The following is a 26,887-nucleotide window of genomic DNA, read 5'->3' on the forward strand; positions in this document are numbered from 1 at the left end:
TCTTCGCACGGTCGCCCCGGCGCGCCTCCTGCGAGGCGAGGCAGGCCCGGCATGACATTCAAGCCCTACCCGAACGCGCGCGGCGACGGCTCCCTCGGCGATGGATGGTCGATGCTGCGCGCCAGGGTGGCCCGACGCATGGCCCTGGGCCTTTTCTCCGAGCGGGTCTCGATAGGCCTGACGCTGGACCTCTCGGCCGTCGTCGAACCGCCGGCCGCCAGGATCCCGGTCCATCTGCGCAATTTCCGGCCGGAGGATTTGCCGGCCCTCTTCCCCGTCGGGGGCGACAAGACGGCCGAGCGCGAACGCGACGACGTCAGGTGGCGATTGCGCGCCGCCGCGTACGGCGTCCTGCCGAGCCGCTGCTTCGTGCTCGTCGATGAGGTGTCCGGCCGACCCTGCCACATACAGTGGCTCACCGGCCCGGGTTACGGCGACGCAATCCGGCGGACCGGCGCCCTGCCGGTCCTGGCCGCCAATGAGGCCATGCTGGAGAACGCCTTCACGCCGGCATCCTTCCGCGGCCTGGGCGTCATGGCGGCCGCCGTGCACCTGATCGCCGAACGCGCCCAGGCTTTGGGCAAGCGACGCTTGGTGGCCTTCGTCGACGCCGACAACGCGGCCTCCCTCAAGGCGGTTCGACGGGCGGGCTTCACACCCTTTTCGATCCGGACCAGACGCCAGTTCGCCTTCGGTACCTTCCGCACCGTCCGATTCGATCCGAACGCGGGGCCCGTGCGTCGCGGAGGGGGCGCCACGCCGAGGGACGATGGCGCCGGCGCCGGGGACGGCATCCCCTCGAACGGGGGCGCACGAAAGGCGGGGTCGCCGGATGACGGCTGAGACCATCGCGAGCGGAGGCCAACGACGCGCGCCCTCTCCTACCGGAAATACGGAACGAGCTGCCCCGTGACGGCAATCGAAGCCCTGCACAACCTCGCCCACAGGCTCACCGGCCTCGACTACCCGCACGGCCACTGGTGGATCGTCGCCGATGCCTTGCTCGTCTTCGTCGTTGCGCCGGCTTGGACCGTGTGGCTCGTCGGCCGCGCCATGCTGCGCCGTCAACGGCAATCGGCGGTTGCCTCCGGACCCGCCGATGCCCTGCGGGCCGGTGCGTCCCGCGGCCGTCGACGTCGCGGCTTCGGGCTCCGTTTGGGCCGGCGCCTGGAGACGTACGTCCTGGGTGCCACTTTCGGCATCCAGGTCCGTTTGGTCTTCCTGTCTCTCGCGACGCTGCCCGCGGCCTGGCTAACCCTTGAGATACCCAAGCACATCGTCAACCATGCCCTCGCCGATGCGCGGGGCGACGGGCATCCAGGAATGACGCTCCTGGGCCTCCCGCTCGGCCGCACGGAACTCCTGTTCGCCCTGTGCGCCGGCTACCTCGCCGTCCTCACCGGGAACGGGCTCCTGAAGTACGCGGCGAACCGGGTCCGCGGACGCGTCAACGAGCGCGTCGTGCGCCGCCTGCGCCTAGCCGTCCTGCGGCGCGTACGCACGGAGCGCTCGGCTGAACGCCGCACGACGCTCGCCGCCGTGGCCGTCCAGGAGGTCGAGCCCATCGGCTACTTCGGCGGCAGCCTCGTCGCGGTCCCTATCGTGCAGGGGGGTGTGCTGGTCACGAGCGTCGCCTTCCTCCTGATGCAGGACGTAGCCCTGGGCTTCGCCGCGCTGATCATGCTGCCGGTGCAACTCACGGTCTTGCCGCGCCTCCAGGGGCGCCTGAACGCGAAGGTGCGGCAACGGGTCCTCGCCACGCGCGCGCTCGGCGCGTTCGTCACCACGCCCGAGGCCGCCGAGCCGCCGGGCTTCGCCCCGTCCGTGGCGGGGCGCGATGCGCCAGCCTCGTCGCTGCGGCGGCGGATGGCCCACGTCGAGGAGCTTGAGCGGATCCGGATCGCCATCAACGACATGAAGGGCGGCATCAAGAGCCTGTACAACTACACTTCCAACCTCACGCCGTTCTTCTTCTTCCTGATCGGCGGGTATCTCGTCGTGCAAGGCCGCCTCTCCCTCGGCGCCCTCGTGGCGGCGCTCGCGGCCTACAAGGAGATCGCGCCCGCCCTCCGGGAGCTGTTCGATTTCGCCCAGGATTGGTCGGACGCCGCGGCGCGCTTCGCGGAGGTCATGCGCGCCGTCGAGCTTCCGGCCAGCGTTCGGCCGGCCATCGCGAGGTCGGTGTCGACGCGGGAGGCGGCCTAGCCGATGCGCGCTAATGCCATGCGTTTCCCCCATCGCGGACACGCCCGTTCCACCCTCCCGGGCCGCGCGCCGGACGAGGTTCCGGTGCGGCCGCATCCGCGCGCGATGACGGACGGGTGTATGGCGCCGGGGAGTCCACCATCGGTTCATCCGGCCGCGGCGACGCCATGGGACCTGCGGCCGCCCGCGATGCGACCGCGCCTCGGGTTTTCCCGGCGTTCGCCGGAGCGGGGCGTTCGCGGGGCCCGGTCGGTCGCGGCGTCCGGGCTCGTCCGGGCGCTTCTGGGCGCTTCGACGGAACGGGAGGCCGGGCGATGAGGATCGGGGAGGCGGCACGCGCCTGCGGGATCTCGCCCAAGATGATCCGCTACTACGAGCGCGCCGGCCTGATCCCGGCGCCGACCCGGTCGTTGTCCGGCCATCGGGTCTACACCGAGGACGAGGTGCGGACGCTGCGGTTCGTGCACCGGGCCCGCCTCCTCGGCTTCTCGGTCGCAGACACCGCCATGCTGCTGCGCCTGTGGCACGACGAGGCGCGTGCCAGCGCCGGGGTGAAGGACCTGGCCATCCGGCGCGCGACCGACATGGAACGACGCGCCGCCGCGCTCGCGGGCGCCGCGGCCTCCTTGCGGGATCTCGCAGAGACCTGCCCCGGCGACGACGGGCCGGAATGCCCGCTGATCGATGCCCTCGCCCGCGAGCCTAGGCGGCCGGGCAGCGGGTCTGCTCCAGCCCCGTCGACGCGCATCGGGGCCAGCCCGACGAAATGACGGGCTCGGTCCGGGCAATAGGTCGATCCGGGACCGCGGCACGCCGGCCTCACTCACCCAACGAACGACCGTGTCGGAAGACCGCGGGTCAGCGCCGCTGCGCCGTGTTACCCGGCTGGGTGCGAAGCGAACGCCGGAGTTGATCGCATCGTGCGGCCAGCAGGGCCGGGGTCTCGCCCGGCGCGAGGGAGGCCTCGCCTCTGTCGGCGTCGGCGCAGCGGCCAAGCATCTCGGGAAGCGTCCTCCCTTCCACGGCCCTGATCCCGAAGCCCTTCATCCCCGGCTCCGTGACGACCTGCGCTTGTGCGGGACAAAGGCCGGCCAGGAGCGACAGCGCGGCAAGGATCGGGCGGGAGGCGTGCGGCACGGTCGATTTCCACGGTTCGGCGAGGGAAGGCATCGCGGCATCGGACGGCCACCCAGCACACCGCATTGCGACGGCGTACGGTGCGTCTGGCTGTCGGGATGCGGTTCAGTACCAGAGGCGGAGTCCAGCCAGCGCCCGCAGGTCCCCGCTGCCCTCGCCGGACCGGCGTCGGTAGTCCGCCGTACCGCCCAGGAACTGCTGGTAGGAAAGGCCCACGTACGGCGCGATTTCGCGGGTGAATTCGTAGCGCAGGCGCAGCCCCATATCGATGTCCGAGACACCCGAACCGAGCTCCCGGCCGCGGTCGGCCTTCGAGTAGGCGTTCATCTCGATCTGCGGCTGCAGGATGAGGCGCTGCGTCAGGTAGAGGTCGTACGAGGCGTTGCCCCGGAAGGCGAAGCGCCCGTTGTCGCTGGCGTAGCCGGTCAGTTCGAGGTTCCAGAAACCGATGGCGAGGCCCTGGATGCCGAAGGCCGCCCAGGTCCGGTTTCGCAGGCTGTCGATGTCCGAGCGCACGCCCACCTGCATGTCGAAGTAGGTCGAGATCGGCCGGGCGTAGAGGGCCTCATGATCGCCGTCGGAGAAGCGGCCGCGGTTGTCGGCGTTGTAGCGACCTTCCGACTTCAGCCACAGCTTGTTGTAGTCGTCGCCGATCCAGGCCTGACCGTCGTAGCGGAAGTAGCTCTCGCTTCCGAGGCGGCCCTCGAACTGGTCGAGGAAGGCGTGGGCGTAGACCCGGTCGTCGAGGATCGGGTTGCCGTAGGGCGCCGCCCCCTGGAGCGTGTCGGGTCCGAGGCGGGTGCCGCCGTTGAGGAGGCCCGTGACACTCTGGGCGAGCGCGGCCGAGGGCGCGAGGGTGAGGACTGACAGGGCGAGGACGAGGGTTGCCGGCGCGCGCATCAGGCCCCCCTCGGCAGGACGCGGAGGGTGCGGAACATGCCGGCCTCGAAATGGTACAGGATGTGGCAGTGCAGCGGCCATTGCCCGGTTGCGACCGGCGTTACCAGCATCGACAGCTTCTCGGCAGGGGCGACGCTGACGGTATGGAGGTAGGGTCGGTGCCGGCCGTGACCGTTCTCCAACTCCATCCACATGCCGTGCAGGTGGATCGGGTGGCTCATCATCGTCTCGTTGACCATCACGAGCCGGAACCTCTCGCCTACGGTCACATCGATGGGGCCGACCTCGGTGAACTTCTTGCCGTCGAATCCCCAGATCATCCGCTGCATGTTGCCGCTGAGCCGGAGCACGATCTCGCGCGTCGGCGGGCGGTCGTCCACGGCGGGGTTGATCGAGCGCAGGTCGGCGTAGGTCAGGACGCGGCGGTTCAGCTGGTTCAGGCCGTCGCCCGGGATGCGAGTGCGGTCGGAAAGCATCTTCGGCTTCATCTGGACCTCGACGCCGGTCTCGTCGAGTTCGACGCCAGGCGGCAGCTTCGCCATGGGTTGGTGGCCCGCGAGGCGACGCTCGTCTGGGACGATTTCGCGGGCGTGCTCGCCGAGTATGCCGCCGATGCGTGAGCCGTCGGGGTGGGACGCGCCGATCTGGTCGCGGCCCATCATGCCCTGCATGCCCATGTCGGTCATGGTCCGCAGCGGCCGAGGGTCGAAGGGCGGGATCTCCGCCTCCATCCCCGGCCGAGGCGCGAGCGTGCCGCGGGCGTATCCCGAGCGGCCGAGGTCCTGCGCGATGATGGTGTAGGCTCGCGCCTCGCGCGGACGCACGATCACGTCGTACGTCTCGGCCACGCCGATGCGGAACTGGTCGACCGGCACCGGGACGACGTCGTTGCCGTGGACGTTGACCACGCTCATGGTCAGGCCGGGGATGCGCACGTCGTAGTAGGTCGCCGCAGAGGCGTTGATGATGCGCAGCCGGACCCGCTCCCCGGGCCGGAACAGCGCCGTCCAGTTGGCCCCGGGCGGCTGCCCGTTCATCAGGTAGGTGTAGGTCTCGCCGGACGGCGCCTCCAGGCCGGAGGGGTCCATGCGCGACTCGGACTCGTGCCAGCGTTCCTTGATCGTGTCGGCGAGCCCGCTGCGCTCGGCGTCTGCGAAGAACGTCCGCACTGTGCGCTTGCCGAAGTTGTAGTAGTCGGCCTGGTACTTGAGCTTGTTCTGGATGCGCTCGGGATCCTCGTCGGTCCAGTCGCTGAGGAGCACGACGTAATCTCGGTCTGCCTGGACCAGGTCACGGCCGCGCGGCTCGATGATCAGAGCACCGTAGACCCCCTTCTGCTCCTGGTAGCCCATGTGGCTGTGGTACCAGTAGGTGCCGCTCTGAAGCACCGGAAAGCGGTAGGTAAAGGTCTCGCCCGGCTGTATGCCCGGGAATTCCAGACCGGGTACGCCGTCCATGTCATTGGGCAGGATGATGCCGTGCCAGTGCATGCCCGTCATCTCGGGCAGTTCGTTGCGGACGTTGATGGTGACGACGTCGCCTTCGCGCCAGCGCAGCACCGGTCCGGGAACGCCGCCGTTGATGGTGTTTGCCCAGGTCGGCGTGCCGGTCTTGTCGACCGTGCCGCGGGCCAGGGTGAGGTCGTACGTGGCCGCCCGCGGCACCGTGGGCTCGCCCGGGCTCGCCAGGGCGAAGGCGGAGCGGTCGTGCGCCGCGAGGCCCACGGCGGCGCAGGCGCCAAGGCCGGAGACGAACCTCCGACGGGTCGGAGAGGGATTGTTCTTCGGAATCGACGCCACCTGCGGTCTCTCAGATGGGCCACGGCGCGGGGCCGGGCGACATGTCAGGTTGCCGTGAGGCTGCCGCCTTCCCACGTGGGAGGATCAAGCCGGCTGTCGCGCCGCCGGAGCGTTCCGCGCTCGATGTGATCGCGGGGCAACACTGCCTTCGGCCGCGTGGAGCGCCGCGTCGGCGCGACGTGGCTCATCCCCGCCCGGCCTGTTGCGTCCCGAGGTTGGCCCCATCTGCGCGCACCGCATCCCTTCCTTCGTGTCGCGGGCGGACGGACGTGACGGTGCCGTGACTTGCGTCGAGCCGGCATCTGCGCTCGGGAGGATTCGCCCTACGCCGCGACCGATGGCACGTGTGCCGCCGGCCGGTCTCGATCCCTCACGTCGCCCGCGAGATCGGCTTGGCGATGGCAAGGACGCCCTTCAGGCCGCTGCCGAAGCGGGCGATGGCCTCGCGATGGCCACGAAGCTCGCTGTAGGGAAGATAGCGCAGGTCCAGCTCCGCGACGCGGGAGAACGCCGGCCGCGCGAACTGGGCGCGGACGTCGCCCTCCCGGTCGTCCGGCGCGACTAGGAAGAAGTTGCGGGCCGTCGCGCCCTCGACGCCGAGCGCCAGGTCGAGCATGCGCACGATGCCCGAGTAGATGCTGGTCGTGTGCTCCACCTCGAACGCGGCCGCCACATCCGCGGTCCCCTTGCCGATCCAGAGCACGTCAATCAGGCGCACCGTCTCCGTTGACCCCTTCGCGGCGAGGCTCGACGGCAGGCGGTCCAGGCAGCCGTCGGACAACCGCCCTGACGCGTAGGCCCGGTTGCCGTCGTTCGAGGCGATCCAGACGTCGTATCCCAGCGCGAGCCCGAGGTCGCGCAGCCAGCCCTGGACCTCGGTGTGCGTGTGGTCGGCGTCGCGCCCCGCCTGGACCGACCGCGACGCCGTCTCCGCCGCTTCCGCGCGGACGCGGTCGAGATCCTCCCGCCAGCGCGCCAAGGCTCCGTCCTCATCCCGGTCCGGCAACGGATAGCGACCCGATCCGACGTCGAACAGGAATCCCGCGACGGCTCCGAAATCGTTGGACAGCAGCGCCCGATGCGTCTCGTTAAGCTCCACGATGCCGCGCCGCATCGCGAGGTACTCGTCCCAACGCCCGAGCTTCACCTTCGCGCCCGTGAGCGCGTTGTACCCCTTGACGATGGCGGTGTTGAACGGCGGCACCCAGGTCGGGTGCAGGAAGTAAAGGAGGTTCGCAGCGGCCGGTCCCAGACCTTTGATCCGCGCTTGGTCGAGCGCATGGACCGCGGCGAGCACCTGCGCCTCGGCATTGCAGCACAGGCAGGCGTCGAGGAAGCGCCCGAACGCGACCTGGTTGGCCCGGTCCTCGTAGATGTCGGGGATGCGAAGCTTGGGTTTCCAGAGGAAGGCATGGTCAGCTCCCTTGAACACCTGCCTCTGCTCCGCGACCGAGTGAACGACGGTCTCAAGGGAAGAGCCTCGGTAGGCATTTCCGAACGTGTCGGCCCTGATCTCGTCGACGACGGCTTGCAGGCCGCGCCGGATCGAACGGAAGTTCTTGATGCGCTCCTCCCAGAGGAACCATGTCCGGTAGGAGGCCCCGGGATCCTCCCGCCAGTGCCGGATGAGGTTGGCGACCAGGTCTCGGTTCACGCGTTCGATCCGTCCTAAACGATGCGGCGGATTATGCCGGGTGTCGGTCCATGCCGCCATCTCGTCGTCGATACCCCACCGGGGTTCCGGTGGCACGTGCCGCCCTGTCGCGAGAGACAACCTGAGATGGACACTTCACAGGCCGAGGCCGCCGTGTCATCCCCGCGGCGTGACCGTGATCACGGCATTTCAAGGGTCGATCCCCGATGGCCGATGCAGCGACGACCGAACGTTTGCCAACCGCGGCCGGCCCGCGCCCGGGCGAGACGAGCCAGAGCCTTCTCCGGAGCTTCCGCGCGAACGAACTCTTCATCGCGGTCGTCGGACCGGGAGGTTCCGGGGCAGGCCGGGCCGCCCAGATCATCAAGGAATTCCTCGAAACGCAGTCGGTCGGAGACGGCGGATACGAGGTCCGCATCGTTAAGGCGAGCGCTGAGATCAAGGCTTGGGCCAGGAACAACGGCCGCGACCTCGGTCCGGCCGGCGGTCGCAAGACGCTCGCCGGCGTGGTTCACATGCAGGACCTGGGCGACGCGATGCGGTTCGCATTCGGCGACAACGCCGCGGTCGCACGCGCCGTCGTCGCGCGCATCCGTGCCCTCCGCGCCGAGGCGAGCGGCAGGCCGGAGGGCGAGATCGACGGCAAGCCCCGTGCCTATATCATCGACTCCTTGCGGCACCCGGCGGAAGCGCACCTTCTCCGCAGGATCTACCAGGACGCCTTCACGCTCGTTGGCGTCGTTTGCGACGACGATGCCCGCCACGGCCGGCTGACCCGTGAGCTGTTCGACTTCAACGACAGGGGCCGGCAGGAGACGCGCCGCGCCGTCACGGCCTTCATGGATCGCGACGGCGATGCGCCTGAAAGCCACGGCCAGCATGTCGTCGACACCTTCCACGAGGCGGATTTCTTCGTCGACAATTCGAAGGACGCCGGCGACGACCCGAAGAACACGGGAATGAACGAGCCGTTGCGCCGGCTGGTGCGGATCGTCACGGCGTCGGACGTCATCCGACCGAACGTCGCCGAGACGGCGATGCATCAGGCCCATTCGGCCCAGCTGAGGAGCGCGTGCCTGTCGCGGCAGGTCGGCGCGGCGCTCGTGGACGCCAAGGGCAACATCGTCGCGACCGGCACCAACGACGTGCCCAGGGCGGGCGGAGGGCTTTACGGGACCGACCTCGACGGGGAGGCCTCCGACCATCGCTGCGCGTTCCGGCCCGACAAGTTCTGCAGCAGCAACCGCGAGCAGAACGAGATCATCGGCGAACTCATCGACAAGTACCCCGCCCTGGCCGAGGGTCGGGAGAAGAGCCAGGCGTTGGCCGAGCTTCGGCGCACCAAGATCGGCGGCCTGATCGAGTTCAGCCGGGCGGTCCACGCGGAGATGGACGCGATCCTGACCGCCGCCCGGACCGGCACCTCGCCGAGGGGGTGCCGGCTCTATGTCAGCACGTTCCCCTGCCATTACTGCGCCCGGCATATCGTCGCCGCCGGTATCGACGAGGTCCAGTACATCGAGCCCTACCCGAAGAGCCGGGCGATCAGCCTTCATTGCGACGCCATTACGACGGGTGTGGACGGCTGGGAACCGCCCTCGGGCGTACAGGGTTCGGGAGCTGTCGGCCCAGCGCGGCCCGGTGTCCCGGCCCCCGCAGCCAACGCCAAGGTCCTGTTCCACCCGTTCGTCGGGGTCGCACCGAGGATGTATGCCCGCGCGTTCCTGAAGGACCGCGACTACAAGGACAAGCTGACCGGGGATTACCGGGTCGGCGAGCCGGTTTGGGGTGGTCACTCAGAAGCGCTGCGGGTACATTATCTGGATCTCGAATCGGGCCTGGGAGCGCTGCAAGCGTGAGCAAAACACTCCTCCGCCTCGTCGAGACAACGTCCTGGGAAACCGAGGGTTTTCCCGGGCCGTCCGCGCCGGTGCGGCAGCTCTCGCTCTTCGACCATCGTCCCGTTCGCCGGATCTCGTGCCTGCCCATGGCCGACGTCCACGGCGTGACGTTCACGCGCGCGGTTACCATGAGCCGGCACGCGCTTGTGGTCGACGCCCGGCTCTACCCGTACTTCGACCTTCCCGGGCTGAGCAGGCCGTCGGTCTTCCGCCTGTTCGACGATCTGTCGTGCCTTTACATGCACGCGCCGATCGACCTGCGTCCGCCCAGGGACCAGTCGGCCCGGTGGCATCGGCGACAATCCGTGCGGGAGGCGATGGCGCGCGTCGTCGGCCAGGACGGTGCCCCGGGTCGGTCGTCGACCATCGTGTTGGTCAACCGCATCCCTGAGGTCGATGTCCTCGACGAGACCCTGCGCGGCGTTGTCGGCGACGGGGAACATGTCTGGAAGGTCCAGCCTCACGACGCGCTCGTCCTCGCCGGAAACGGCGGATGAGCTGACCGAGGCGCCCCGAAACGCGCCGGACGGATCGTCGCGGCGATGCCGGTGCCGTCGCCTGGTCCGCCGTCTTTCGACGCCCTCAGATGGGTGACGACCGGGAGCGGTACCGCAGCCCTTCCGCCCCATCGGCGCGGCCACGGTTGGGACGGGACTGGGCGGGGCCAACGGTTCGGCACGTCCCGGCCAACCGACGACTCGGTCGCCTTTTCAAGCAATAAGTCGGGCTTGACCGGGACCCGCCAGGGCAGAATTGCGAGTTCTTCCGACGCCCGCTCAACGAGCCAAAGGTCGACGTAAAAGATCCTTCGACCTTGTTCGCTCAGCGATTTCGACGGCATAGGGTGTGGACGGCCGCGTGGCAGTACGGATGCGGCTCGTCTCGACGCGGCTACCGCGTATAGTGCGACATGGTTTTCCGTCCCGGCGAAAGGGTCCGTCCGCAGCTCGCCCTGAACGCGATCCGCGTCCTCACGCCTCCGGGAACGATCCCGGCTTCGGTGGTCCAATTCGACCGCTCGCTGCTCCACGCCTATCTCGACCGGCCGGAGAACGACGTGTTCGCGACGCGGCACGGCGAGATGGACATGGCCGTGGTGCCCCTCACCCCCGGGGCGAACCTCCCGACGGACAGGATGGGACTACCCGCGGCTGAGCACCTGCGGCTCGTGTCGGCGCTGACCCGCGAGGCGGTCTTCCGGCTGCTCGCGGCCTCCCCGGAGGCCGACCTCCTGATCCGCAGGAGGCCGCCGACCGTCGCCGGCAAGCGAGAGAATGTCCTCGCGGAGGACATCGGCCTGCCCGACTGGCTGAAGAAGCGGTTGGTCCTGGAGTTCGACACGCGCATCCTGCGGCCGCCCCGGGGCGACGCCTACGTCGTCCTGACGTGCTCAAAGCGGCTGCGCACGATCATCGACGCATCGTGCAGGACGCTCCTCGAACTCGGCGTGCCGCTGACCGGCGCCGCGGTCTCGTCCTGGCGCGAGGATCCCGACCCGAAGGTATCGCGGCGGCTCGCCTACGCCGGCCGAGTCGTCGAGGTCGGGCAGGACACGCTGACGCTGGACGATCACGGGGCGGGCCCCTCCGTGGTGTCGAGCGGGGACGTTTTCCTCGAACCCACGCGGGCCAACTTCAACAAGGTGGTCGAGGTGATCACGCAGGGGAACTCCGAGCGGGCTTTCAAGGCGGTCCAGAAGGCCGAGGCGGAATGGCATGGCGGCCGGCGGACCATCGAGATCGTTCACGGGGTGCTCAACCAACTCGGAAACCGGTCGATGGACTTGGCCGATGGCGTCCCGCTCCGCCTGGGAGGGCTGATCGACCAGGCCGCCGACGCGGACGCGTTCCCGGCCGCCGAGGCCGTTTGGAGGCCGAAGCTTTCGTTCGACCCGGTCCATTCGCCAGAGACTTTGAACAGCTGGAAACAGCAGAGCCTGGACCGTACCGGACCGTTCGACCGGCAGACGTTCGAGACGAAGCGGCCGCGCATCGCGGTCGTTCACGAGGCCGGCCGTCGCGAAGAGGTCGCCGCGGCCATGCGGGATTTCCTGCACGGCAGGCCCGACATCGCGAGCGACGCGGGCCTCGTTCCCCACGGCAGCGGGCTGCTCGGCCGGTTCAAGCTTGACGAGCCCGAGATCCGTTACTTCGAGGCCGCCGGCCGTGGCGGCCCGGCCTATGCCGATGCCGCGCGGTCCGCCCTCAGGGACGCGGCGTCGCGCGACGAGCCTTGGGACCTCGCCATGGTGCAGGTGGAGCGGGCCTGGCAAGACCGGCCGCACGCCGATAGCCCGTACTGGATGAGCAAGGCGACGTTCCTCAAGCGGGACGTGCCGGTCCAGGCGCTCTCGACCGAGATGCTGGGCCTCGATGCGTTCGGCTACGCAAACGCGCTGGCCAACATGAGCCTGGCGACCTACGCGAAGCTCGGCGGAGCCCCCTGGCTGCTGGTCGCGCGGTCGCCGACCGATCACGAACTCGTCGTTGGGCTCGGGTCGCACACGGTCAGGGAGGGTCGTCGCGGGGCCGGCGAGCGGTTCGTCGGCATCGCGACAGTCTTCTCCAGCCAAGGCCACTACTTCCTTGACGCCCGGACCGCGGCCGTGCCGTTTGAGGCCTACCCGGCCGCGTTAAGCGACAGCATCGTCGACGCCATCAAGCGCATCGGCCGGGAGGAGGCGTGGCGTCCCGGCGATGCGGTCAGGCTCGTCTTCCACGCGTTCACGCAGCTCAGCCGGGAGACGGTCCAGGCCGTCGAGAGGGCTGTCGCCGGGATCGGCACGACGAACGTGAGCTTCGCATTCCTGCACGTCGTCGAGGATCATCCGTTCACGATGTTCGACCGCGCGTGGCCCGACGGCAAGGGAGCGTTCGCCCCAGAGCGGGGGCAGGCGCTGCGGTTGAGCGAGGCGGAGTGGCTCCTCACGCTGACGGGACGCAGGGAGGTGAAGTCGGCCTCCCACGGCCTGCCCGGCCCGGTGCTCCTCCGCCTCCACGACAGCTCGACCTATCGGGACATGCCGGTCCTCGTGCGCCAGGCATCGGATTTCGCGTTCCATTCCTGGCGCACGTTCGGGCCGTCCGGCCTGCCCATCCCGCTCGTCTACGCCGACGAGATCGCCAAGCAGCTGTCGGGCCTGGAGCGGACACCAGGCTGGGACACGGATGCTGCCGAAGGTGGCCGCGTCATGAGGAAGCCGTGGTTCCTCTGAGCGACGGACCTGGTATCGCCGACATCCGAGCCGGCCTCGCCTCCGCCGCCCGCGGAGCCGACGCATCCCCCCTCGCCCAGGCCTTCCGGGCCTGGGTCCTGGGGATCGCGGATCCGATGTTGGAACTCGCCGAGGGCGCCGCGAAGGCTTTGGGGTCGCCCGGCGCGCGATCCGCCGGCCACGTGGCGATTCTCGGCTACGCCGCGGCCGATCCACGCCTTGGCGAGGTGTATTCCGATACGTTCCGCGAAGGCGTCGCGTGGCTCGGCAGTCGGAGCTGGTTCAGGCCGCATATGCCGCCGACCCTTGAGGCCGACGGCCTGTCCGCCCTCGGCCTCGCGCTGGGCGTGCGCCGCCTGCTCGACCTCCGGGATGCCGAGTGGCTCGGCGTGCTGGTCGTGCGAGGCGCCTCGGCCGCGGGGCTCTCGGACTTCAACCGTTCCCTGATGACCGCGACGGCGCACATCCTCGAAGCGCCGGCCCGGCGAGACCTCGCGGCGATGCTGCCGGAGGCAAGGGTCGCGCTCGCCGACCTCGGCGTCGTCCCGGTTGACCCGGATTGCCGCCGGCCCGCGTGGAGCAACGCGTTGCGCTACGAGCCCGCTATGGGCGGCCATGCGCACGCGGCGCTCGTCCTACGTGCGTTCGACGCCCTGTGCGAGACCAACATGCCGGCCCGCCTCGGGCGCCTCGAACCGGAGGACGTCCTGCGGGTGCTGCAGGGCGTCGAGCGGACGTTGAGGCTCTGGACCTGGGAGGAGCGGCCCCGCACGACTAAGTCCCGGCTTGTCCGTTGGGAGATCGAGAACGAGTACCACGTTCAGAACATGCTCTGGGCGATCCTGGCTCCGCTCTTCCCCGACCTCAACGCGGAGGAGTACACGCCCCCGGTCGGGCACAAGAACCCCCGGATGGACCTGACGGTGCCGAGCCTCGGCCTCGTCATAGAGGTGAAGTTCGTCCGTCCCGGCGTTTCGTTCGCCAAGGTGGTCGAGGAGATCGCGGCGGACGCGGCGCTCTACCGCGTGGATCCGAAGTGGCGCGTGCTGATCCCGTTCGTTTGGGACGATTCCTTCCGCACAGAAGAGCACCCGAAACTGATCGAGGGTCTCCGTAAGCTGGAGATGGTCCATGACGCGGTCGTGATCCCACGCCCCGGCAAGATGGTAGCGGACGAGTTGGATCGCTCGCGCCATACGAAGACCGCAACCCATCGCCGCGCGAAGATAGGAGCCAGTAGGACCGAAGGTCACCCGCCCTCTTCGGATACGGAACGACCCTAGCCCGTTCATAGGCAGGTGAAGGAGAGCGTGGTTTTCCTGCGAAACTGGCGCGGTCCAAAGCGGCGGCCAAGAGCATCACTGTGTAACTGAAAATCTCAGTAAGTACCGGATGGTTAGATTGCAGAAAATATCAGCAGCATGCAGTTTTGCATCTGCCTTAAATCGAATGCGATGTTGCTTGCAAATCCGCATCATCGCATTCCGATACCCTTAAATAAGTCGGTCAAATGTATAAAAATCTATATTTGAAACCATATCTCTAGATCATATAATGCGGGCATTGCCATCAGTACAAGACGCATCAAATTAAACTAATTGCTCGAATATTATATATTGCACTCACTGCTCGCAGGGATGAATTTCGTCGATCCAGTGAGCAGTGAGACTATGCGTCTTCAATTAAGCCCGTGCAAGCAGCAGATCAGCTGACTCGGCTTTTCCGCAGTTGACTCGACTTTTCCGCATCTGCACAGCGCGCCTCACACGTCCAGGTTCGCGACGCTCAGCGCGTTCTCCTGGATGAACTCGCGCCGCGGCTCGACGACATCGCCCATCAGCTTCACGAACAGGTCGTCGGCGTCGGTGACATCCTTGACCTTGACCTGCAGCAGCGAGCGCACGTCGCGGTCCAGGGTGGTCTCCCAGAGCTGCTGGGCAGTCATCTCGCCCAGACCCTTGTAGCGCTGGAGCTGCAGACCCTTGCGGCCGAAGGCCATCACGGCCTCGAACAGCGCCACGGGCCCGTGAAGCACGGTCTCGTCGGACTTGCGCATCAGCGTGGCCGGCTCGCCGTAGATCTCGCGGAAGGCGTCGGCCCGCTCGGAGAGGCGGCGGGCCTCCTGCGAGGTGATCAGGCCGGCGTCGAGGGTCGACACCTGGCGGACGCCGCGGAGCGTCCGGCTGAGGCGATAACCGCCCTCGAACGACTCGCCCTGCCAGCCGCGCTCGATCTCGTCCGCGATGGCGTCGAGACGGCGCGCGGTCATGTCGGCCAGCACCTCGGCCTCGCCCGCCCGCGACGCCGCCTCGGCGTCGAAGGCCCCGGCGAGCACCGCCTGCTCGACCACGGAGCGGTCGTAGCGCGTGTGCAGGCCCTGCAGGATGCTCCGGAACGTCCGGGCCTCCTCGACGAGGCTCTTGAGCTGCGCCCCGGCGAATTCCGCGCCGGTGGAGAGCCGCAGGACCGCGCCGTCGGTGCCCTGGTCGATCAGGTAATCCTCGAGGGCGCGCTCGTCCTTCAGGTAAATCGCCCGGCGGCCGCGCTCGGCTTTGTAGAGCGGCGGCTGCGCGATGTAGAGGTGGCCGCGCTCGATCAGCTCCGGCATCTGCCGGAAGAAGAAGGTCAGCAGCAGCGTCCGGATGTGGGAGCCGTCCACGTCCGCGTCCGTCATGATGATGATGCGGTGGTAGCGCAGCTTCTCCGGATTGAAGCCCTCCCGGTCCGTGGAGGAGCGCCCGATCCCGGCGCCCAGCGCCGTGATCAGGGTGCCGATCTCGGCCGAGGACAGCATCCGGTCGGCGCGCACGCGCTCGACGTTGAGGATCTTGCCGCGCAGGGGCAGCACGGCCTGGAAGGTCCGGTCGCGGCCCTGCTTGGCCGAGCCGCCGGCGGAATCGCCCTCAACCAGCAGGATCTCGCACTTGGTCGGGTCGCGCTCCTGGCAATCGGCGAGCTTGCCGGGCAGCGAGGCGATGTCGAGGGCGCCCTTGCGGGTCACGGTCTCGCGCGCCTTGCGGGCAGCCTCGCGGGCGGAGGCCGCCAGCACGACCTTGCCCATGACCGACCGCGCCTGGCTCGGATTCTCCTCGAGCCACGTGGACAGGCCCTCGTTGAGGACGTTCTCGACGGCCGGGCGCACCTCGGACGAGACGAGCTTGTCCTTGGTCTGCGACGAGAATTTCGGGTCCGGCACCTGCACGGAGATGACCGCGGTGAGGCCCTCGCGGCAATCCTCGCCGGTCAGCGAGACCTTCTCCTTCTTGGCGATGCCCGACGACTCCGCGTAGCCGGTGACCTGACGGGTCAGGGCCGCCCGGAAGCCGGCCATGTGGGTGCCGCCGTCGCGCTGCGGGATGTTGTTGGTGAAGGGCAGGACCGTCTCGTTGAACGAATCGTTCCACCAGAACGCCACTTCGACGCGGATGCCGTCGCGCTCGGAGCTGACGACCACGGGGCTCGTCATCCCGTCGATCGGCTTGCGGGAGCGGTCGAGGTACCGGACGAAGGCCTCGATGCCGCCCTCGTAGTACAACTCCTCGCGCTTCTTCTCGGCGTGGCGGGCGTCGGTCAGGACGATGCGGACCCCGGAATTGAGGAAGGCGAGCTCGCGCAGGCGCTTCTCCAGCGTCCCGTAGTCGAACTCGATCATCGTGAAGGTCTCGGTCGAGGGCAGGAAGGTGACTTCCGTGCCGCGCCGGCCGTTCCCGGGCCCGATCACCTCCAGGGGCGCCACGGCGTCGCCGTGGCGGAACTCCATCGCGTGCTCCTTGTCGTTGCGCCAGATGCGCAGGCGCAGCCACGACGAGAGGGCGTTCACCACCGAGACACCGACGCCGTGCAGGCCGCCGGAGACCTTGTAGGAGTTCTGGTCGAACTTACCGCCGGCGTGCAGCTGGGTCATGATGACCTCGGCCGCCGAGACGCCTTCCTCCTTGTGGATGTCCACCGGGATGCCGCGCCCGTTGTCGGAGACGGTGCAGGAGCCGTCGGCGTTCAGGGTCACGGTGACGAGGTCGGCGTGACCCGCCAGAGCCTCGTCGATGGCGTTGTCCACGACCTCGTACACCATGTGGTGCAGGCCTGAGCCGTCGTCGGTATCGCCGATATACATGCCGGGCCGCTTGCGAACGGCGTCGAGGCCCTTCAGCACGCGGATGGATTCCGCGCCGTAATCGGCGGGCTCGGTCTGGGGGGTGTCGGCCATGAACTTCCTCGGGCAGGCGGGCCTGATCGCGTCGGTGCCAGATGCGCCGTCGGGCGCCCGCGCCTGAACTCTCGCTTGGTCCGCCTGATATAGGGGTTCCGCGTTGAGATTGCACGATTTTACGGGTCCGCGGCGGGCCCGTCCCGCCGCTTTTGTGACGCCCGTCGCTTAACGCTGCGTTAGCCCTCGATGCCGCCCGCGCTCGCCGCGTCCAGGCGGTCGATCGCCTCCGGCGCGAGGGTCAGCCGGACGGCGCCGAGCAGCTCGTCGAGCTGCGCCACAGAGGTGGCGCTCGCGATGGGCGCGGTGATGCCGGCGCGGGCGATGATCCAGGCGAGCGCCACCTGGGCCGGGCTCGCGCCGTGGGGCCGCGCGACCGAATCGAGGACGTCCAGGAGCGCGAGGCCGCGCGGGTTGAGGTACTTGGCGACCCGGTTCTCCCGCGGGCGTCCCGCCGCGTCGTCGGCACTGCGGTACTTGCCGGTGAGGAAGCCGGCCGCCAGGGAGAAGTAGCCGATCACGCCGATCTGCTCGGCCCGGCAGAGCGGCTCCAGCTCGGCCTCGTAGCCGCGCTGGGCGAGACTGTAATCGGGTTGGAGGCACTCGTAGCGCGGCAGCCCGGCGGCGGCCGAGACTGACAGCGCCTCCGCGAGCCGGGCCGCGCTGTAGTTCGAGGCGCCGATCGCCCGGACCTTGCCGGCCGCGATCAGGCGCTCGTGGGCCCTCAGGGTCTCTTCGAGGGGCACCGTCGCGTCGTCGAGATGCGACTGGTAGAGGTCGATCCGGTCGACCCCGAGGCGCCGCAGCGAGGCCTCGCAGGCCCGCTCGATATGGGCCGCCGACAGGCCCTGGCCGGCCTCGCCCAGGTCCATGCCGACCTTGGTCGCCAGCACGATCCGATCGCGCGCACCCGGCCGGGCCGCGAGCCATCGGCCGATCACCGCCTCGGACTCCCCGCCGCTGTGGCCGGGGGCCCAGCGCGAGTAGACGTCGGCGGTGTCGATGAAGTCGAAGCCGCTCTCCACGAACCGGTCCAGGATCGCGAAGGACGCGGCCTCGTCGGCCGTCCAGCCGAAGACATTGCCGCCGAGGCAGAACGGCGCGACCGTCAGGTCGGAGCGGCCGATGCGTCGCTTGTCCACGCGCGTCAATCTTGCAGGAAGGGGTTGGACACGCGCTCCTCGCCGAGGGTGCTGGTCGGTCCGTGGCCGGGGATGAACGCGACGTCGTCGCCCAGCGGCAGGACCTTGTCCTTGATCGCGCGGATGAGCTGCTCGTGGTTGCCGCCGGGGAGGTCGGTGCGGCCGACCGAGCCCTTGAACACGACGTCACCGACGAGGGCGAAGCGGGCGTCCCGGCTCACGAACACGACGCTGCCGGGCGAGTGGCCGGGGCAGTGGAGGATGTCGAAGCCGAGCCCGCCGACTGTGACGGCGTCGCCCTCGTCGAGCCAGCGGTCGGGCGTGACGGGCCGGGCGGCGCCGAGGCCGTAATTGGCCGCCGTCTCCGGCAGGGAGTCGAGCAGGAACTTGTCGGCCTGATGCGGGCCCTCGATCGGCACGCCGAGGCGCTCGCGCAGCTCGTCGGCGCCGGCGGCGTGGTCGACATGGCCGTGGGTCAGCAGGATCTTCTCCACGGTAACGCCCTGCTCGCGGATTGCCGCCTCGATCCGATCCAGATCGCCGCCGGGATCGACCACGGCACCGACCTTGGTCGTGTCGTCCCAGATCAGGGTGCAGTTCTGCTGGAAGGGCGTGACCGGGATGATCCCGGCGCGTGGCGTACCTGGCATGTCGTCCCGCGTGTTGGCGGCGCCGCTCCGGACGCCCGCGGCGCCAGTCTAGCGCAGAACGCGGATGGGCGGCACCCTGTGCGGCACGCTCAGGCCGCGTCGCCCCTGGGGCGGCGCAGACCGTCGTGGAGCGCCAGCATATCGGCCATGCCGAGCGCCCGCGAGCTCCAGCGTGTCTCCGAGGCGTTGACCTGCGTGAACCGGTCGTGGGACCGCCCGCCGTAGGCGCCGAACAGAGCCCGGCCCGCCTCGCAGGCACCGTCGCCGGGCGCCGTCTCGTCCGGCCGGTCGATCCGGTAGGACGGCGTCGGGGATCGGCCGGTCACGCCGATCCGCACCCAGGCGTCGCCGTGATGCTTCTGGCACATCCGCATCGTGGTCAGAACCTGGCGCAGGTAGGCTTCGCCGTCGGCGAGATCCGGCAGGACGTCGGCGATCGTCGCGTCCGGGGGATAGTGCTTCGTCCGGGCCATGTCCCACCTCGCTCCGGCGTGTCCTAACGCGTCGGCCGGCGGAGGGCGAGCCGGATTCCCGTCTTCCTCACGCCGGCCGCCGCTTCAGCAAAGCGTCGAGCCCGCCGACGCGGAACCAATGGTAGCCGTAGCCTTCCAGGAACAGGCAGTGGCGGCCGTCGTCACCGACCTCGCTGCGCGAGCCGGTGAGCACGTCGACGAGGATGTCGTGCTCCGGATCGTCGGTTCCCGACGCCATCGCGACCTCGACGGGTTCCGGCGCGAGGTTGTGGACGCACAGGATCGCGTTGCCGCGCCATTCGTAGCGCAGCGCCAGGACCGACGCGCGTCCGGTCTCCAGCGCGACGACGTCGCCCCAGCCGATCTCCGGCGCCTCCTTGCGCTGCCGGATCATGCTCTGCATCCAGTTGAGCAGCGAGCCCTCCTCGTGTCGCTGATCGGCGACGTTCACGTGCGCGTAGCCGTACGGCCCGTGGTCGATCAGCGGCAGCACGGTCCGCTCGGCCGTCGAGAACCCGCCCTGGTGCTCGCTCGTCCACTGCATCGGGGTGCGGGCGCAGTCGCGCTCCGGCAGTGCCAGCTCGTCGCCCATGCCGATCTCGTCGCCGTAGCGCAGCACGGGCGTGCCCGGGAGGGTGAACATCAGCGAGTAGGCGAGCCGGATGCGGCGCGGATCGCCCGCCAGCATCGGCGCGAAGCGGCGGCGGATGCCGCGGTCGTAGAGCTGCATCCCCTTCTCGGGCCCGAAGGCGTCGAACACGCTCTGGCGCTGCTTGCCGGTGAGGCGCCCCAGGTCGAGCTCGTCGTGGTTCCGCAGGAAGATGCCCCACTGGCAGGAGAGCGGGCGCGGCTTCGTCTGCTCGATCGCCTTGACGAGGGGCCGGGCGTCGTGGGCCGCCAGGGCGTAGAAGGTCGCCTGATTGACCTGGAAGTTGAACATCATGTGCATGCGGTCGGCGTCGTCGCCGAAATAGTCGAGGTCCTGTTTCGGCAGGATGTTGGCCTCGGCGAGGATGATGGCGTCGCCCTGGCGCCACTGCAGGAACTCGCGCAGGTCGCGCAGCATCTCGAACTGCTCGCGGGGCTTGCCGCCGACATGGGCGCCCTTCTCGGCGATGACGAACGGCACCGCGTCCATGCGGAAGCCGGAGACGCCGAGCTGGATCCAGAAGCCCATGATCTTCAGGATCTCGGCCAGCACCTCCGGATTGGCGGTGTTGAGATCCGGCTGGAAGTTGAAGAAGCGGTGGAAGTACCAGGCCTTGGCCTTGGAATCGTAGGTCCAGGTGGTCTCCTGCACGCCCGGGAAGACCATGCCCTCGTCGGCGGTCGCGGGGCGCTCCTTCGACCAGACGTACCAGTCGCGGAACGGCGAGTCGGGGTCGGACCGCGCCGACTGGAACCAGGGATGCTGGTCGGAGGTGTGGTTGACCACGAGGTCGATGAGGACGCGCAGGCCCCGCTGCTTGGCCGCGTGGGTGAAGGCGACGAAGTCGCCGAGCGAGCCGTAATCCGGGTCGACGCCGTAATAGTCGGCGATGTCGTAGCCGCCGTCCTTCTTGGGCGAGGGCTGGAACGGCATCAGCCAGACCGCGGTGGCACCGAGCCCCTGGATGTAGTCCAGGCGCCGCTCGAGTCCGGCGAAATCCCCGATGCCGTCGCCGTTGGCGTCCATGAAGGTGCCGACGGACAGGCAGTAGATGATGCCGTTCTTGTACCACAGATCGTTGATCATGAGCCCCCCGGCGTCGTCGCGCCTCACGAACGTGGGAGCCGGCCAAAGCGTTGCCGTTCGGCGTCACCTTAAATCAGCCGCGTTGTGCACGCCCTGTTCAGGCGCGCTCCCGAAAGGTCCGCGCCCGCCCCGTCGCGTCCCCCGAACCCGGCCCGTATGAACGCCATCCTGATCAAGCTGTTCGCGACTGCCCTGACGCTGAGCCAGGTCACGACACGGCCGGACGCGGTCCGGACGCAGTTCGATCCGGCGACGGACGGACCGGAGGTGGTGCGCCTGTTGCGCGACGGCTGCGCCCACATGCGCAAGGCCTTCGACATCGAGGACATCAATCTCGACGAGTTGATCAGCACCGCGATGGAGGATCCGTCGACGGTCGCCGGGCCGGCCGCGCCCAAGATCCTGCACGGGCTCGATCTGAACGAGTTGAACACGAGCTACAAGCAGTTCTGCAAGGGCGAGAACCCCGCGAACTCGCCCTTCGACGCGAAGGCGGTCATCGAGTTCTACGACAACGCCACGAAGGACCTGCCCAGCGCCGAGGCCCTGCGCGACAAGGCCCTGCCGGGTATGACCCGGATCCTGGACGGCGCCGGCAAGCCCTTCGCGGAGGCGTCGGAGCCGAACGGCCGCCGCGTCGTGGTGCCGATCACGGCCGTCCCGAATCTCGTGCAGAAGGCCTTCATCGCCGCCGAGGACAAGCGCTTCGAGACCCATCACGGCATCGACGAGCGCGGGGTGATCCGGGCCTTCATCGCCAACCTCGCCTCCCCCGGACGCCCCGCGGGCGGCTCGACCATCACCCAGCAGGTGGTCAAGAATCTCTCGGTCGGCGACGACGTCACCTACGAGCGCAAGATCCGCGAGATGATCGTCGCGTCGCGGCTGGAGCGCATCCTCACGAAGCCGCAGATCCTCGGGCTCTACCTCAACGGCATCTATCTCGGGCGCGGGGCCTACGGCATCGAGATGGCGGCGCAGAGCTATTTCGGGAAGCCGGTGAGTCAGCTGACCCTGCCGGAAGCGGCGCTGCTCGCCGGCATGCCCAAGGGGCCGAACTTCTACAGTCCCGACAAGTATCCCGACCGGGCGCGGGAGCGGCGCGCCTACGTGCTCGCACGCCTCAAGGAAGAGGGCACGATCACCGAGGCCGAGATGAACGCGGCGATCAAGTCCGATCTCGGCCTGAAGCCGATCGAGACCGCGCGGCGCGACTCCGGCTTCTACGTGGTGGACTTCCTCAACCGGGAGGCGCGCACCTTCGCGGGGGTGGATTCGCTGACCTCCGGCTCGCTGACCGTCCGCTCGACGATCAACGCGGGCCTGCAGCGCGCCGTCGAGGAGGCCCTGCAGGACGGCCTCGCCAATTACGAGCGCGGCACCGGCCGTCAGGTCTTCACGGGGCCCGAGCTCAACCTCGCCGACAGCGTCCGCCGGATCCAGGCCGCGACCCCGGCACCGGAGGGCTCCGCATCGGCCGCGCCGGCGGTCACCGGCGCGCGGCCGGAGGCCGCGAAGCCCGACGCCTGGCCGGAGGCCGGGCCGGCCACGAGGCCGCGCCGCGGCGAGAAGGTCGCGGCCGTGCCGTTGAAGAAGCCGGCGTGGCTGCTGGCGCTGGAGAGCGCCCGCCCGGTGCTCTACGACGTCCACTGGCCGATGGCGGTGGTGCTGGAGACCGGCCGCGGCGGCATGAAGGTCGGCCTGGCCGACGGCCGCACCGCCGTCCTCGATCCCGGGATCGCCCGCGGCAAGCTGCAGCTCTACGACGTGATCCGCGTGAAGGTCAGCGCCGGCAAGGGCGGCCCGCGCGCGCAGCTCCGCGTCCGGCCGACCGTCCAGGGCGCGGCCCTGGTGCTGGAGAACCAGACCGGCCGGATCCTCGCGATGGCCGGCGGCTTCTCCTATCCGCTGAGCCAGCTCAACCGTGTCACCCAGACCGTGCGCCAGCCCGGCTCGACCCTGAAGCCGCTGACCTACCTCGCCGCGCTCAACGCCGGCCTGCAGCCGAACACCCTGGTGATGGATTCCGCCGTCACCCTCCCGCCGATCGGCGGGACCGGCGATTCCTGGTCGCCGAAGAACTACGAGGGCGGCGGCTCGGGGCCGACGACCCTGCGGCGCGGCCTCGAGTTCTCCAAGAACCTCGTCACCGCCCGGCTCCTCCAGGGCGGGATCGCCCCGAAGGCGCCGGCGAGCCTGAAGCGGGTCTGCGACATCGCCCTCGAGGCGCAGATCTACGCCGAGTGCGAGCCCTACTACCCGTTCGTGCTCGGGGCGCAGCCGGTGCGGATGCTCGACCTCGCGGGCTTCTACGCGGCCGTGGCCAACGAGGGCGCGCGCCCGGCCCCCTACGCGCTCGAGTCGGTCGAGCGGGACGGCAAGCCGCTCTACACGCACGCCACCAAGGAGCCGGTGCGGATCGCCTCGGCGGACCGCGTGGCCTTCTACCAGCTGAAGACCATGCTGCAGGGCGTGACGCAGCACGGCACGGCCGCGGCGCTCGCGAAGGTCTCGGCCTACGTCGCGGGCAAGACCGGCACCTCGGAGAACGAGAACGACGCGTGGTTCGCCGGCCTGACCAACGAGATCAGCGTGGTGGTCTGGGTCGGCTACGACAACGCCGACGGCACCCGCAAGACGCTCGGCCGCGGCCAGACCGGCGGCCACGTCTCGGTGCCGATCGCCTCGGCGATCCTCCAGGCGGCCTGGGCGAACGGCGTCGCCAAGACGCCGCTGCGGGGCCCCTCCCCCGAGGCGCGCCCGTTCATCGCCGACCTCCCGATCGACCCGCGCAGCGGCGTGCGGGTCGCCGGCGGCGGCTTCCTCGAGCATTTCCGCACCAGCGGCGACGGCCGGATGGCGGACACCCAATACCGCCTCGTGCCCCGCGAGACGCTCTACGCCATGCGGCCCGACGCGCAGGACGGTGACCTCGCCGGCGACGACGGCGCGAGCGTCGCGGGCGACTACTACGGCAACATGACCGGCGAGCGGCCGCGGTCCGACTTCCTGGACCCGTTCGGCGAGCGTCCCGCGCCGCGCAGCCGCCGCGCGCAGGGGGACGTGGATCTCTACGGGCAGGATCCCTACAAGCCCTGGCCGGGCCAGACGAATCGCTCGCCCTTCGGCGGGGACGACGACGCGCGCCGCCCGCGCCGCCGCGATCCTGACTACCTGTTCGGCGAAGACCCCGGTTACTGACAGCCCTCCCCGACAGACGAGAACAACGTTGCGCCAGCAGCTCCCCGCGGCCCTGGCGGCCGCCCTCACGGCCGCGCTCCCGGTCCTCCCGGCCCACGCCCAGACGCCCGCCGCTAATACCGCCCCGGCGCCGGGGCCCGAGCGGATCAAGGAGGTGCCTTCGGTCACGGCCGTCGATCCGGCCGCGATCAAGCCGGGCCAGATCCTGTTCACCGACCATCGCGACAACCCGTCGACGCCGGAGAACGGCCTGATCCCGTATCTCGACTGGCTCAAGGCGCGGCCAGCCGAGGCTGCGGCGCTCGCCCCCTATCCGGGCTACAAGGAGCCGGACTACACGGTCACGGTGAACGGCGTGGCCAAGCCACGGCACGAGACCCTGAAGGTCTACGTCGCCGAGGGGCGCTTCGTCGTCCCGCGGCCGCCCGAGGCGATCGACCTGCAGGCTTTCGCGAACCTCGCCTTCGTCCAGAAGATGGATCCGGCGATCAAGCACCACACCCTGGCCGTCGCCGACGTGACGCCCAACAAGGACCCGGCGGCCGCCTTCGCCAAGCGGCCCGACCGGCCGTGGTGCGAGGGCGCGGGCGCCTGCATCGAGTCGCGCTACGACCTCGAGGGCAAGCTGCCGCTCGGCGTGAAGCTCGCCAACAAGCTCGAGGACGGTTCGGCCAAGAAGATCGCCGAGTTCGTCTCCTTCCAGAGCGAGCTGCGCGTGCTCGGGCCGGACCAGGGTGACCAGCTGAAGGCGCTGACGAAGATCGACACCGCGGTGACCGGCGGCCTGGACCAGACGATCTTCTGGGTCAACCAGATCCTGCGCTTCGGCAAGTTTTTGGCCGTGTTCCAGCCGATGCCGAACGACCCGACCAAGACGGTGGTCACCGCCTACATGGCGCTCGCCATCAAGGGCGACGTCCTCGACCGGAAGGCCGAGTACGCCCGCGTGCCGGTGCTCAAGAACCTGCTGCCCGCGCAGGTGCTGATGGGCAATTCCAGCTTCAACACCGGCAACTCGATCAGCGCCGGTCTGCCGGTCTACGCCCGCAACCGGATCGCCACCTTCGCGGACGCGCTCACCAAGCGGTGACGCGCCGGGTGCGCGTCACATCCCGCGGTTGCCGATCGTCGGCAGCGTCGGCTGGGTGTAGGCGCGGTTCACGTCACGGCGGGTCTGGGTGCCGTTGGTGTTCCCGGAGGCCCGATAATTGTCGAGGTTGAAGGTCTCGGCGAGGCCGCTGCGGGAATCCGGGCCCTCGCTGGTGCTGCAGGCACAGAGGCCGCCGAGGGCCAGCGCGGAGAGGGCGAGAAGGGTCAAGCGCATCGCAGATCCTGAAAGCGTGCCGTATGCGGGCGGCGCCCGGCAGCGACCGGGCGGGGCCCGCGCGGGCGGTCTCGCGGCATGGTCAGTGCCGCGGCGCGCCCGTCAAGGTCGCGCGCAAGATGTAAATCGGTTCTGCCGTCTCCGATGCGCAGCGGCCACGGAAAATCCACCACAGGTCCCGAATGCGGCGGATAGGGTCGGCTAATCGTGTTGAGTTCGGCCCGCTCCCTCTGGCGAATCCCGGTCGTTTCGGGCGACAACCCTCCGCGATGAGCAACGTCTTGCCCTTCCGTCCGCGCCCGACAGTCACCCGCCTCGCTCGCTGCGAAGTTGTGACCGTGGCCGGCGATCTCCTCGCTCTGCTGGAGCAGCTCGAGGATGTGAGCGCCCGCGCCGCCGCGATGGGGCGTCCGGCGATCGAGGTCGAGCGCACCGTCCAGCATCTCCTGGATGCCGTGAGCGCCGTGGAGCGCGCCCTCGACTGCATCGGCGAGGGCGAGCAGTCGGCGCCGGGCTAGGCACGCGTCTCCGGGCGCCTCGGGGACGCCGAGATTCGGCCCGCGGCGACGTCGGATCCTGCGCCGGCAGACCGCCACCCGGCATTTCTAAGCAGACTGTCAATCATCCGGAACCCTCCAGTACGCCTTGCGGTTGAGGGTCGGATGCTCACGTCGGGCGTCGGTTCCGGAGGGTGCTATGAGGCTTCGCACGAGCAGCTTGCTGGCCGTCATGGCGGCCGGCGGTCTCCTCGCCGGGACAGCGCTGCGCGCCCAGGCCGCAGAGGTCGGTTTCCTCGAGATGCTGTTCGGCGCCCGGCCGGCGCCGCAGCAGGCCCAGCCCGCGCCGGCCCCGGCCCCCGCCTTCGACGGCCGCGCCTTCGGCCGCCACGCGACCCCGCGGCTCGGAGCGGCGCGCCGCCGCCTTCAGACCCGCTACGCGGCGCTCCCGCTCAAGATCCGCGTCAAGGACCGGGAGATCAGCGAGCGCCAGACGCCCATCGACATGAAGGCCGGCGCGACGGCGGCACTCCTCAAAGACGAGACGCTGCGGCCCGGCGACATCGTGGTCCTGAACTCCGGCGCCCGGGTCTTCACCGGGAACCCCGACAAGCGCCACGCGATCCGGGATTTCGAGCCGGTCCAGAACTCCCGCTTCGTGAGCCGGGGGACGCGGAAGGTCCTGGCCGGCCTGTTCACGCCGGTCGGTGCCGTGCCGGCGCAGGAGGCGCGGCGGATGATGGCTCGCGCCCGCCAGCCGATGCCCGAAGTGGCGACCCCGATCCCCGCGCAGAAGACGGCCATGCGGGTGATCAACCCGTGGCAGAGTGGGCAGTGACCGGCGCGTC

At 69.4% G+C, this 26,887-nt stretch carries 21 protein-coding genes; 11 read left to right on the forward strand and 10 right to left on the reverse strand.

Annotated features, from left to right (window positions below; all coding sequences use genetic code 11):
• The first annotated feature begins 51 nt into the window (after positions 1–51).
• The 3 genes from ACLBXO_RS05805 to ACLBXO_RS05815 all read left to right on the forward strand — a co-directional run bounded on the left by ACLBXO_RS05805 (position 52) and on the right by ACLBXO_RS05815 (position 2,975).
• Positions 52–843 (forward strand): GNAT family N-acetyltransferase, encoded by a 792-nt coding sequence (locus ACLBXO_RS05805; protein WP_447684764.1) that lies wholly within the window; start codon positions 52–54, stop codon positions 841–843.
• 66 nt (positions 844–909) lie between these two features.
• The gene (locus ACLBXO_RS05810) at positions 910–2,205 is read left to right on the forward strand and encodes a multidrug ABC transporter ATPase (RefSeq protein ID WP_447684765.1); all 1,296 of its coding nucleotides are present in this window, start codon (positions 910–912) and stop codon (positions 2,203–2,205) included.
• A gap of 314 nt (positions 2,206–2,519) precedes the next feature.
• Positions 2,520–2,975: a MerR family DNA-binding transcriptional regulator gene (locus ACLBXO_RS05815; RefSeq protein WP_447684766.1), complete on the forward strand. Its 456-nt coding sequence runs from the start codon at positions 2,520–2,522 to the stop codon at positions 2,973–2,975.
• An 88-nt stretch (positions 2,976–3,063) separates the two neighbouring features.
• On the opposite strand, the gene ACLBXO_RS05820 is transcribed toward ACLBXO_RS05815, so the two are convergent.
• The 4 genes from ACLBXO_RS05820 to ACLBXO_RS05835 form a co-directional block, all read right to left on the reverse strand.
• A complete protein-coding gene (locus ACLBXO_RS05820) occupies positions 3,064–3,375 on the reverse strand; it encodes a hypothetical protein (RefSeq protein ID WP_447684767.1) in 312 nt (103 codons plus the stop codon).
• A 72-nt stretch (positions 3,376–3,447) separates the two neighbouring features.
• Positions 3,448–4,242 (reverse strand): copper resistance protein B, encoded by a 795-nt coding sequence (locus ACLBXO_RS05825; protein ID WP_447684768.1) that lies wholly within the window; start codon positions 4,240–4,242, stop codon positions 3,448–3,450.
• Positions 4,242–6,041, reverse strand: coding sequence for a copper resistance system multicopper oxidase (locus ACLBXO_RS05830; RefSeq protein WP_447684769.1), 1,800 nt, complete (start codon positions 6,039–6,041; stop codon positions 4,242–4,244). The genes ACLBXO_RS05825 and ACLBXO_RS05830 overlap by 1 nt, the downstream gene beginning before the upstream one ends.
• Before the next feature lie 370 nt (positions 6,042–6,411).
• Positions 6,412–7,755 carry a type II restriction endonuclease gene (locus ACLBXO_RS05835; RefSeq protein ID WP_447684770.1) on the reverse strand — a complete coding sequence of 448 codons (1,344 nt, stop codon included), beginning with the start codon at positions 7,753–7,755 and terminating at the stop codon, positions 6,412–6,414.
• 146 nt (positions 7,756–7,901) lie between these two features.
• Here ACLBXO_RS05835 and ACLBXO_RS05840 point away from each other — a divergent pair, with 146 nt between their 5' ends.
• The 4 genes from ACLBXO_RS05840 to ACLBXO_RS05855 all read left to right on the forward strand — a co-directional run bounded on the left by ACLBXO_RS05840 (position 7,902) and on the right by ACLBXO_RS05855 (position 14,093).
• The gene (locus ACLBXO_RS05840) at positions 7,902–9,554 is read left to right on the forward strand and encodes an anti-phage dCTP deaminase (RefSeq protein WP_447684771.1); all 1,653 of its coding nucleotides are present in this window, start codon (positions 7,902–7,904) and stop codon (positions 9,552–9,554) included.
• The gene (locus ACLBXO_RS05845) at positions 9,551–10,093 is read left to right on the forward strand and encodes a hypothetical protein (RefSeq protein ID WP_447684772.1); all 543 of its coding nucleotides are present in this window, start codon (positions 9,551–9,553) and stop codon (positions 10,091–10,093) included. The genes ACLBXO_RS05840 and ACLBXO_RS05845 overlap by 4 nt, the downstream gene beginning before the upstream one ends.
• A gap of 503 nt (positions 10,094–10,596) precedes the next feature.
• On the forward strand, positions 10,597–12,810 hold the full coding sequence (locus ACLBXO_RS05850; RefSeq protein WP_447684773.1) for a hypothetical protein: 2,214 nt from the start codon (positions 10,597–10,599) through the stop codon (positions 12,808–12,810).
• Between the two features lie 116 nt (positions 12,811–12,926).
• The gene (locus ACLBXO_RS05855) at positions 12,927–14,093 is read left to right on the forward strand and encodes a PD-(D/E)XK nuclease domain-containing protein (RefSeq protein WP_447684774.1); all 1,167 of its coding nucleotides are present in this window, start codon (positions 12,927–12,929) and stop codon (positions 14,091–14,093) included.
• Positions 14,094–14,572: 479 nt separating this feature from the next.
• On the opposite strand, the gene gyrB is transcribed toward ACLBXO_RS05855, so the two are convergent.
• From gyrB to ACLBXO_RS05880, 5 genes are all read right to left on the reverse strand, one after another.
• Positions 14,573–17,017: a DNA topoisomerase (ATP-hydrolyzing) subunit B gene (gyrB, locus tag ACLBXO_RS05860; protein ID WP_447684775.1), complete on the reverse strand. Its 2,445-nt coding sequence runs from the start codon at positions 17,015–17,017 to the stop codon at positions 14,573–14,575.
• Positions 17,018–17,196: 179 nt separating this feature from the next.
• Positions 17,197–18,159: an aldo/keto reductase gene (locus ACLBXO_RS05865; RefSeq protein WP_447684776.1), complete on the reverse strand. Its 963-nt coding sequence runs from the start codon at positions 18,157–18,159 to the stop codon at positions 17,197–17,199.
• A 5-nt stretch (positions 18,160–18,164) separates the two neighbouring features.
• Positions 18,165–18,809 carry an MBL fold metallo-hydrolase gene (locus ACLBXO_RS05870; protein ID WP_331312335.1) on the reverse strand — a complete coding sequence of 215 codons (645 nt, stop codon included), beginning with the start codon at positions 18,807–18,809 and terminating at the stop codon, positions 18,165–18,167.
• Between the two features lie 89 nt (positions 18,810–18,898).
• On the reverse strand, positions 18,899–19,282 hold the full coding sequence (locus ACLBXO_RS05875) for a hypothetical protein (protein ID WP_447684777.1): 384 nt from the start codon (positions 19,280–19,282) through the stop codon (positions 18,899–18,901).
• A gap of 67 nt (positions 19,283–19,349) precedes the next feature.
• Positions 19,350–21,017, reverse strand: a complete 1,668-nt coding sequence (locus ACLBXO_RS05880) for an alpha-amylase family protein (protein WP_331312337.1) — start codon at positions 21,015–21,017, stop codon at positions 19,350–19,352.
• A 156-nt stretch (positions 21,018–21,173) separates the two neighbouring features.
• Between ACLBXO_RS05880 and ACLBXO_RS05885 the strand changes: the two genes are divergently transcribed.
• Together ACLBXO_RS05885 and ACLBXO_RS05890 are read left to right on the forward strand one after the other, a co-directional pair.
• Positions 21,174–24,218, forward strand: a complete 3,045-nt coding sequence (locus ACLBXO_RS05885; RefSeq protein WP_447684778.1) for a penicillin-binding protein 1A — start codon at positions 21,174–21,176, stop codon at positions 24,216–24,218.
• Between the two features lie 28 nt (positions 24,219–24,246).
• Complete coding sequence (locus tag ACLBXO_RS05890) at positions 24,247–25,308, forward strand: hypothetical protein (protein ID WP_447684779.1); 1,062 nt, start codon at positions 24,247–24,249, stop codon at positions 25,306–25,308.
• A gap of 15 nt (positions 25,309–25,323) precedes the next feature.
• On the opposite strand, the gene ACLBXO_RS05895 is transcribed toward ACLBXO_RS05890, so the two are convergent.
• Positions 25,324–25,542, reverse strand: a complete 219-nt coding sequence (locus ACLBXO_RS05895) for a hypothetical protein (protein ID WP_331312340.1) — start codon at positions 25,540–25,542, stop codon at positions 25,324–25,326.
• 269 nt (positions 25,543–25,811) lie between these two features.
• Between ACLBXO_RS05895 and ACLBXO_RS05900 the strand changes: the two genes are divergently transcribed.
• Both ACLBXO_RS05900 and ACLBXO_RS05905 read left to right on the forward strand, forming a co-directional pair.
• Entirely contained in the window at positions 25,812–26,060 is a 249-nt protein-coding gene (locus ACLBXO_RS05900; protein WP_012317333.1) for a hypothetical protein, read from the forward strand.
• A gap of 178 nt (positions 26,061–26,238) precedes the next feature.
• Positions 26,239–26,877 (forward strand): hypothetical protein, encoded by a 639-nt coding sequence (locus tag ACLBXO_RS05905; protein ID WP_447684780.1) that lies wholly within the window; start codon positions 26,239–26,241, stop codon positions 26,875–26,877.
• The last annotated feature ends 10 nt before the right edge of the window (positions 26,878–26,887 follow it).

The sequence above is a fragment of the Methylobacterium sp. C33D genome (assembly GCF_053345825.1).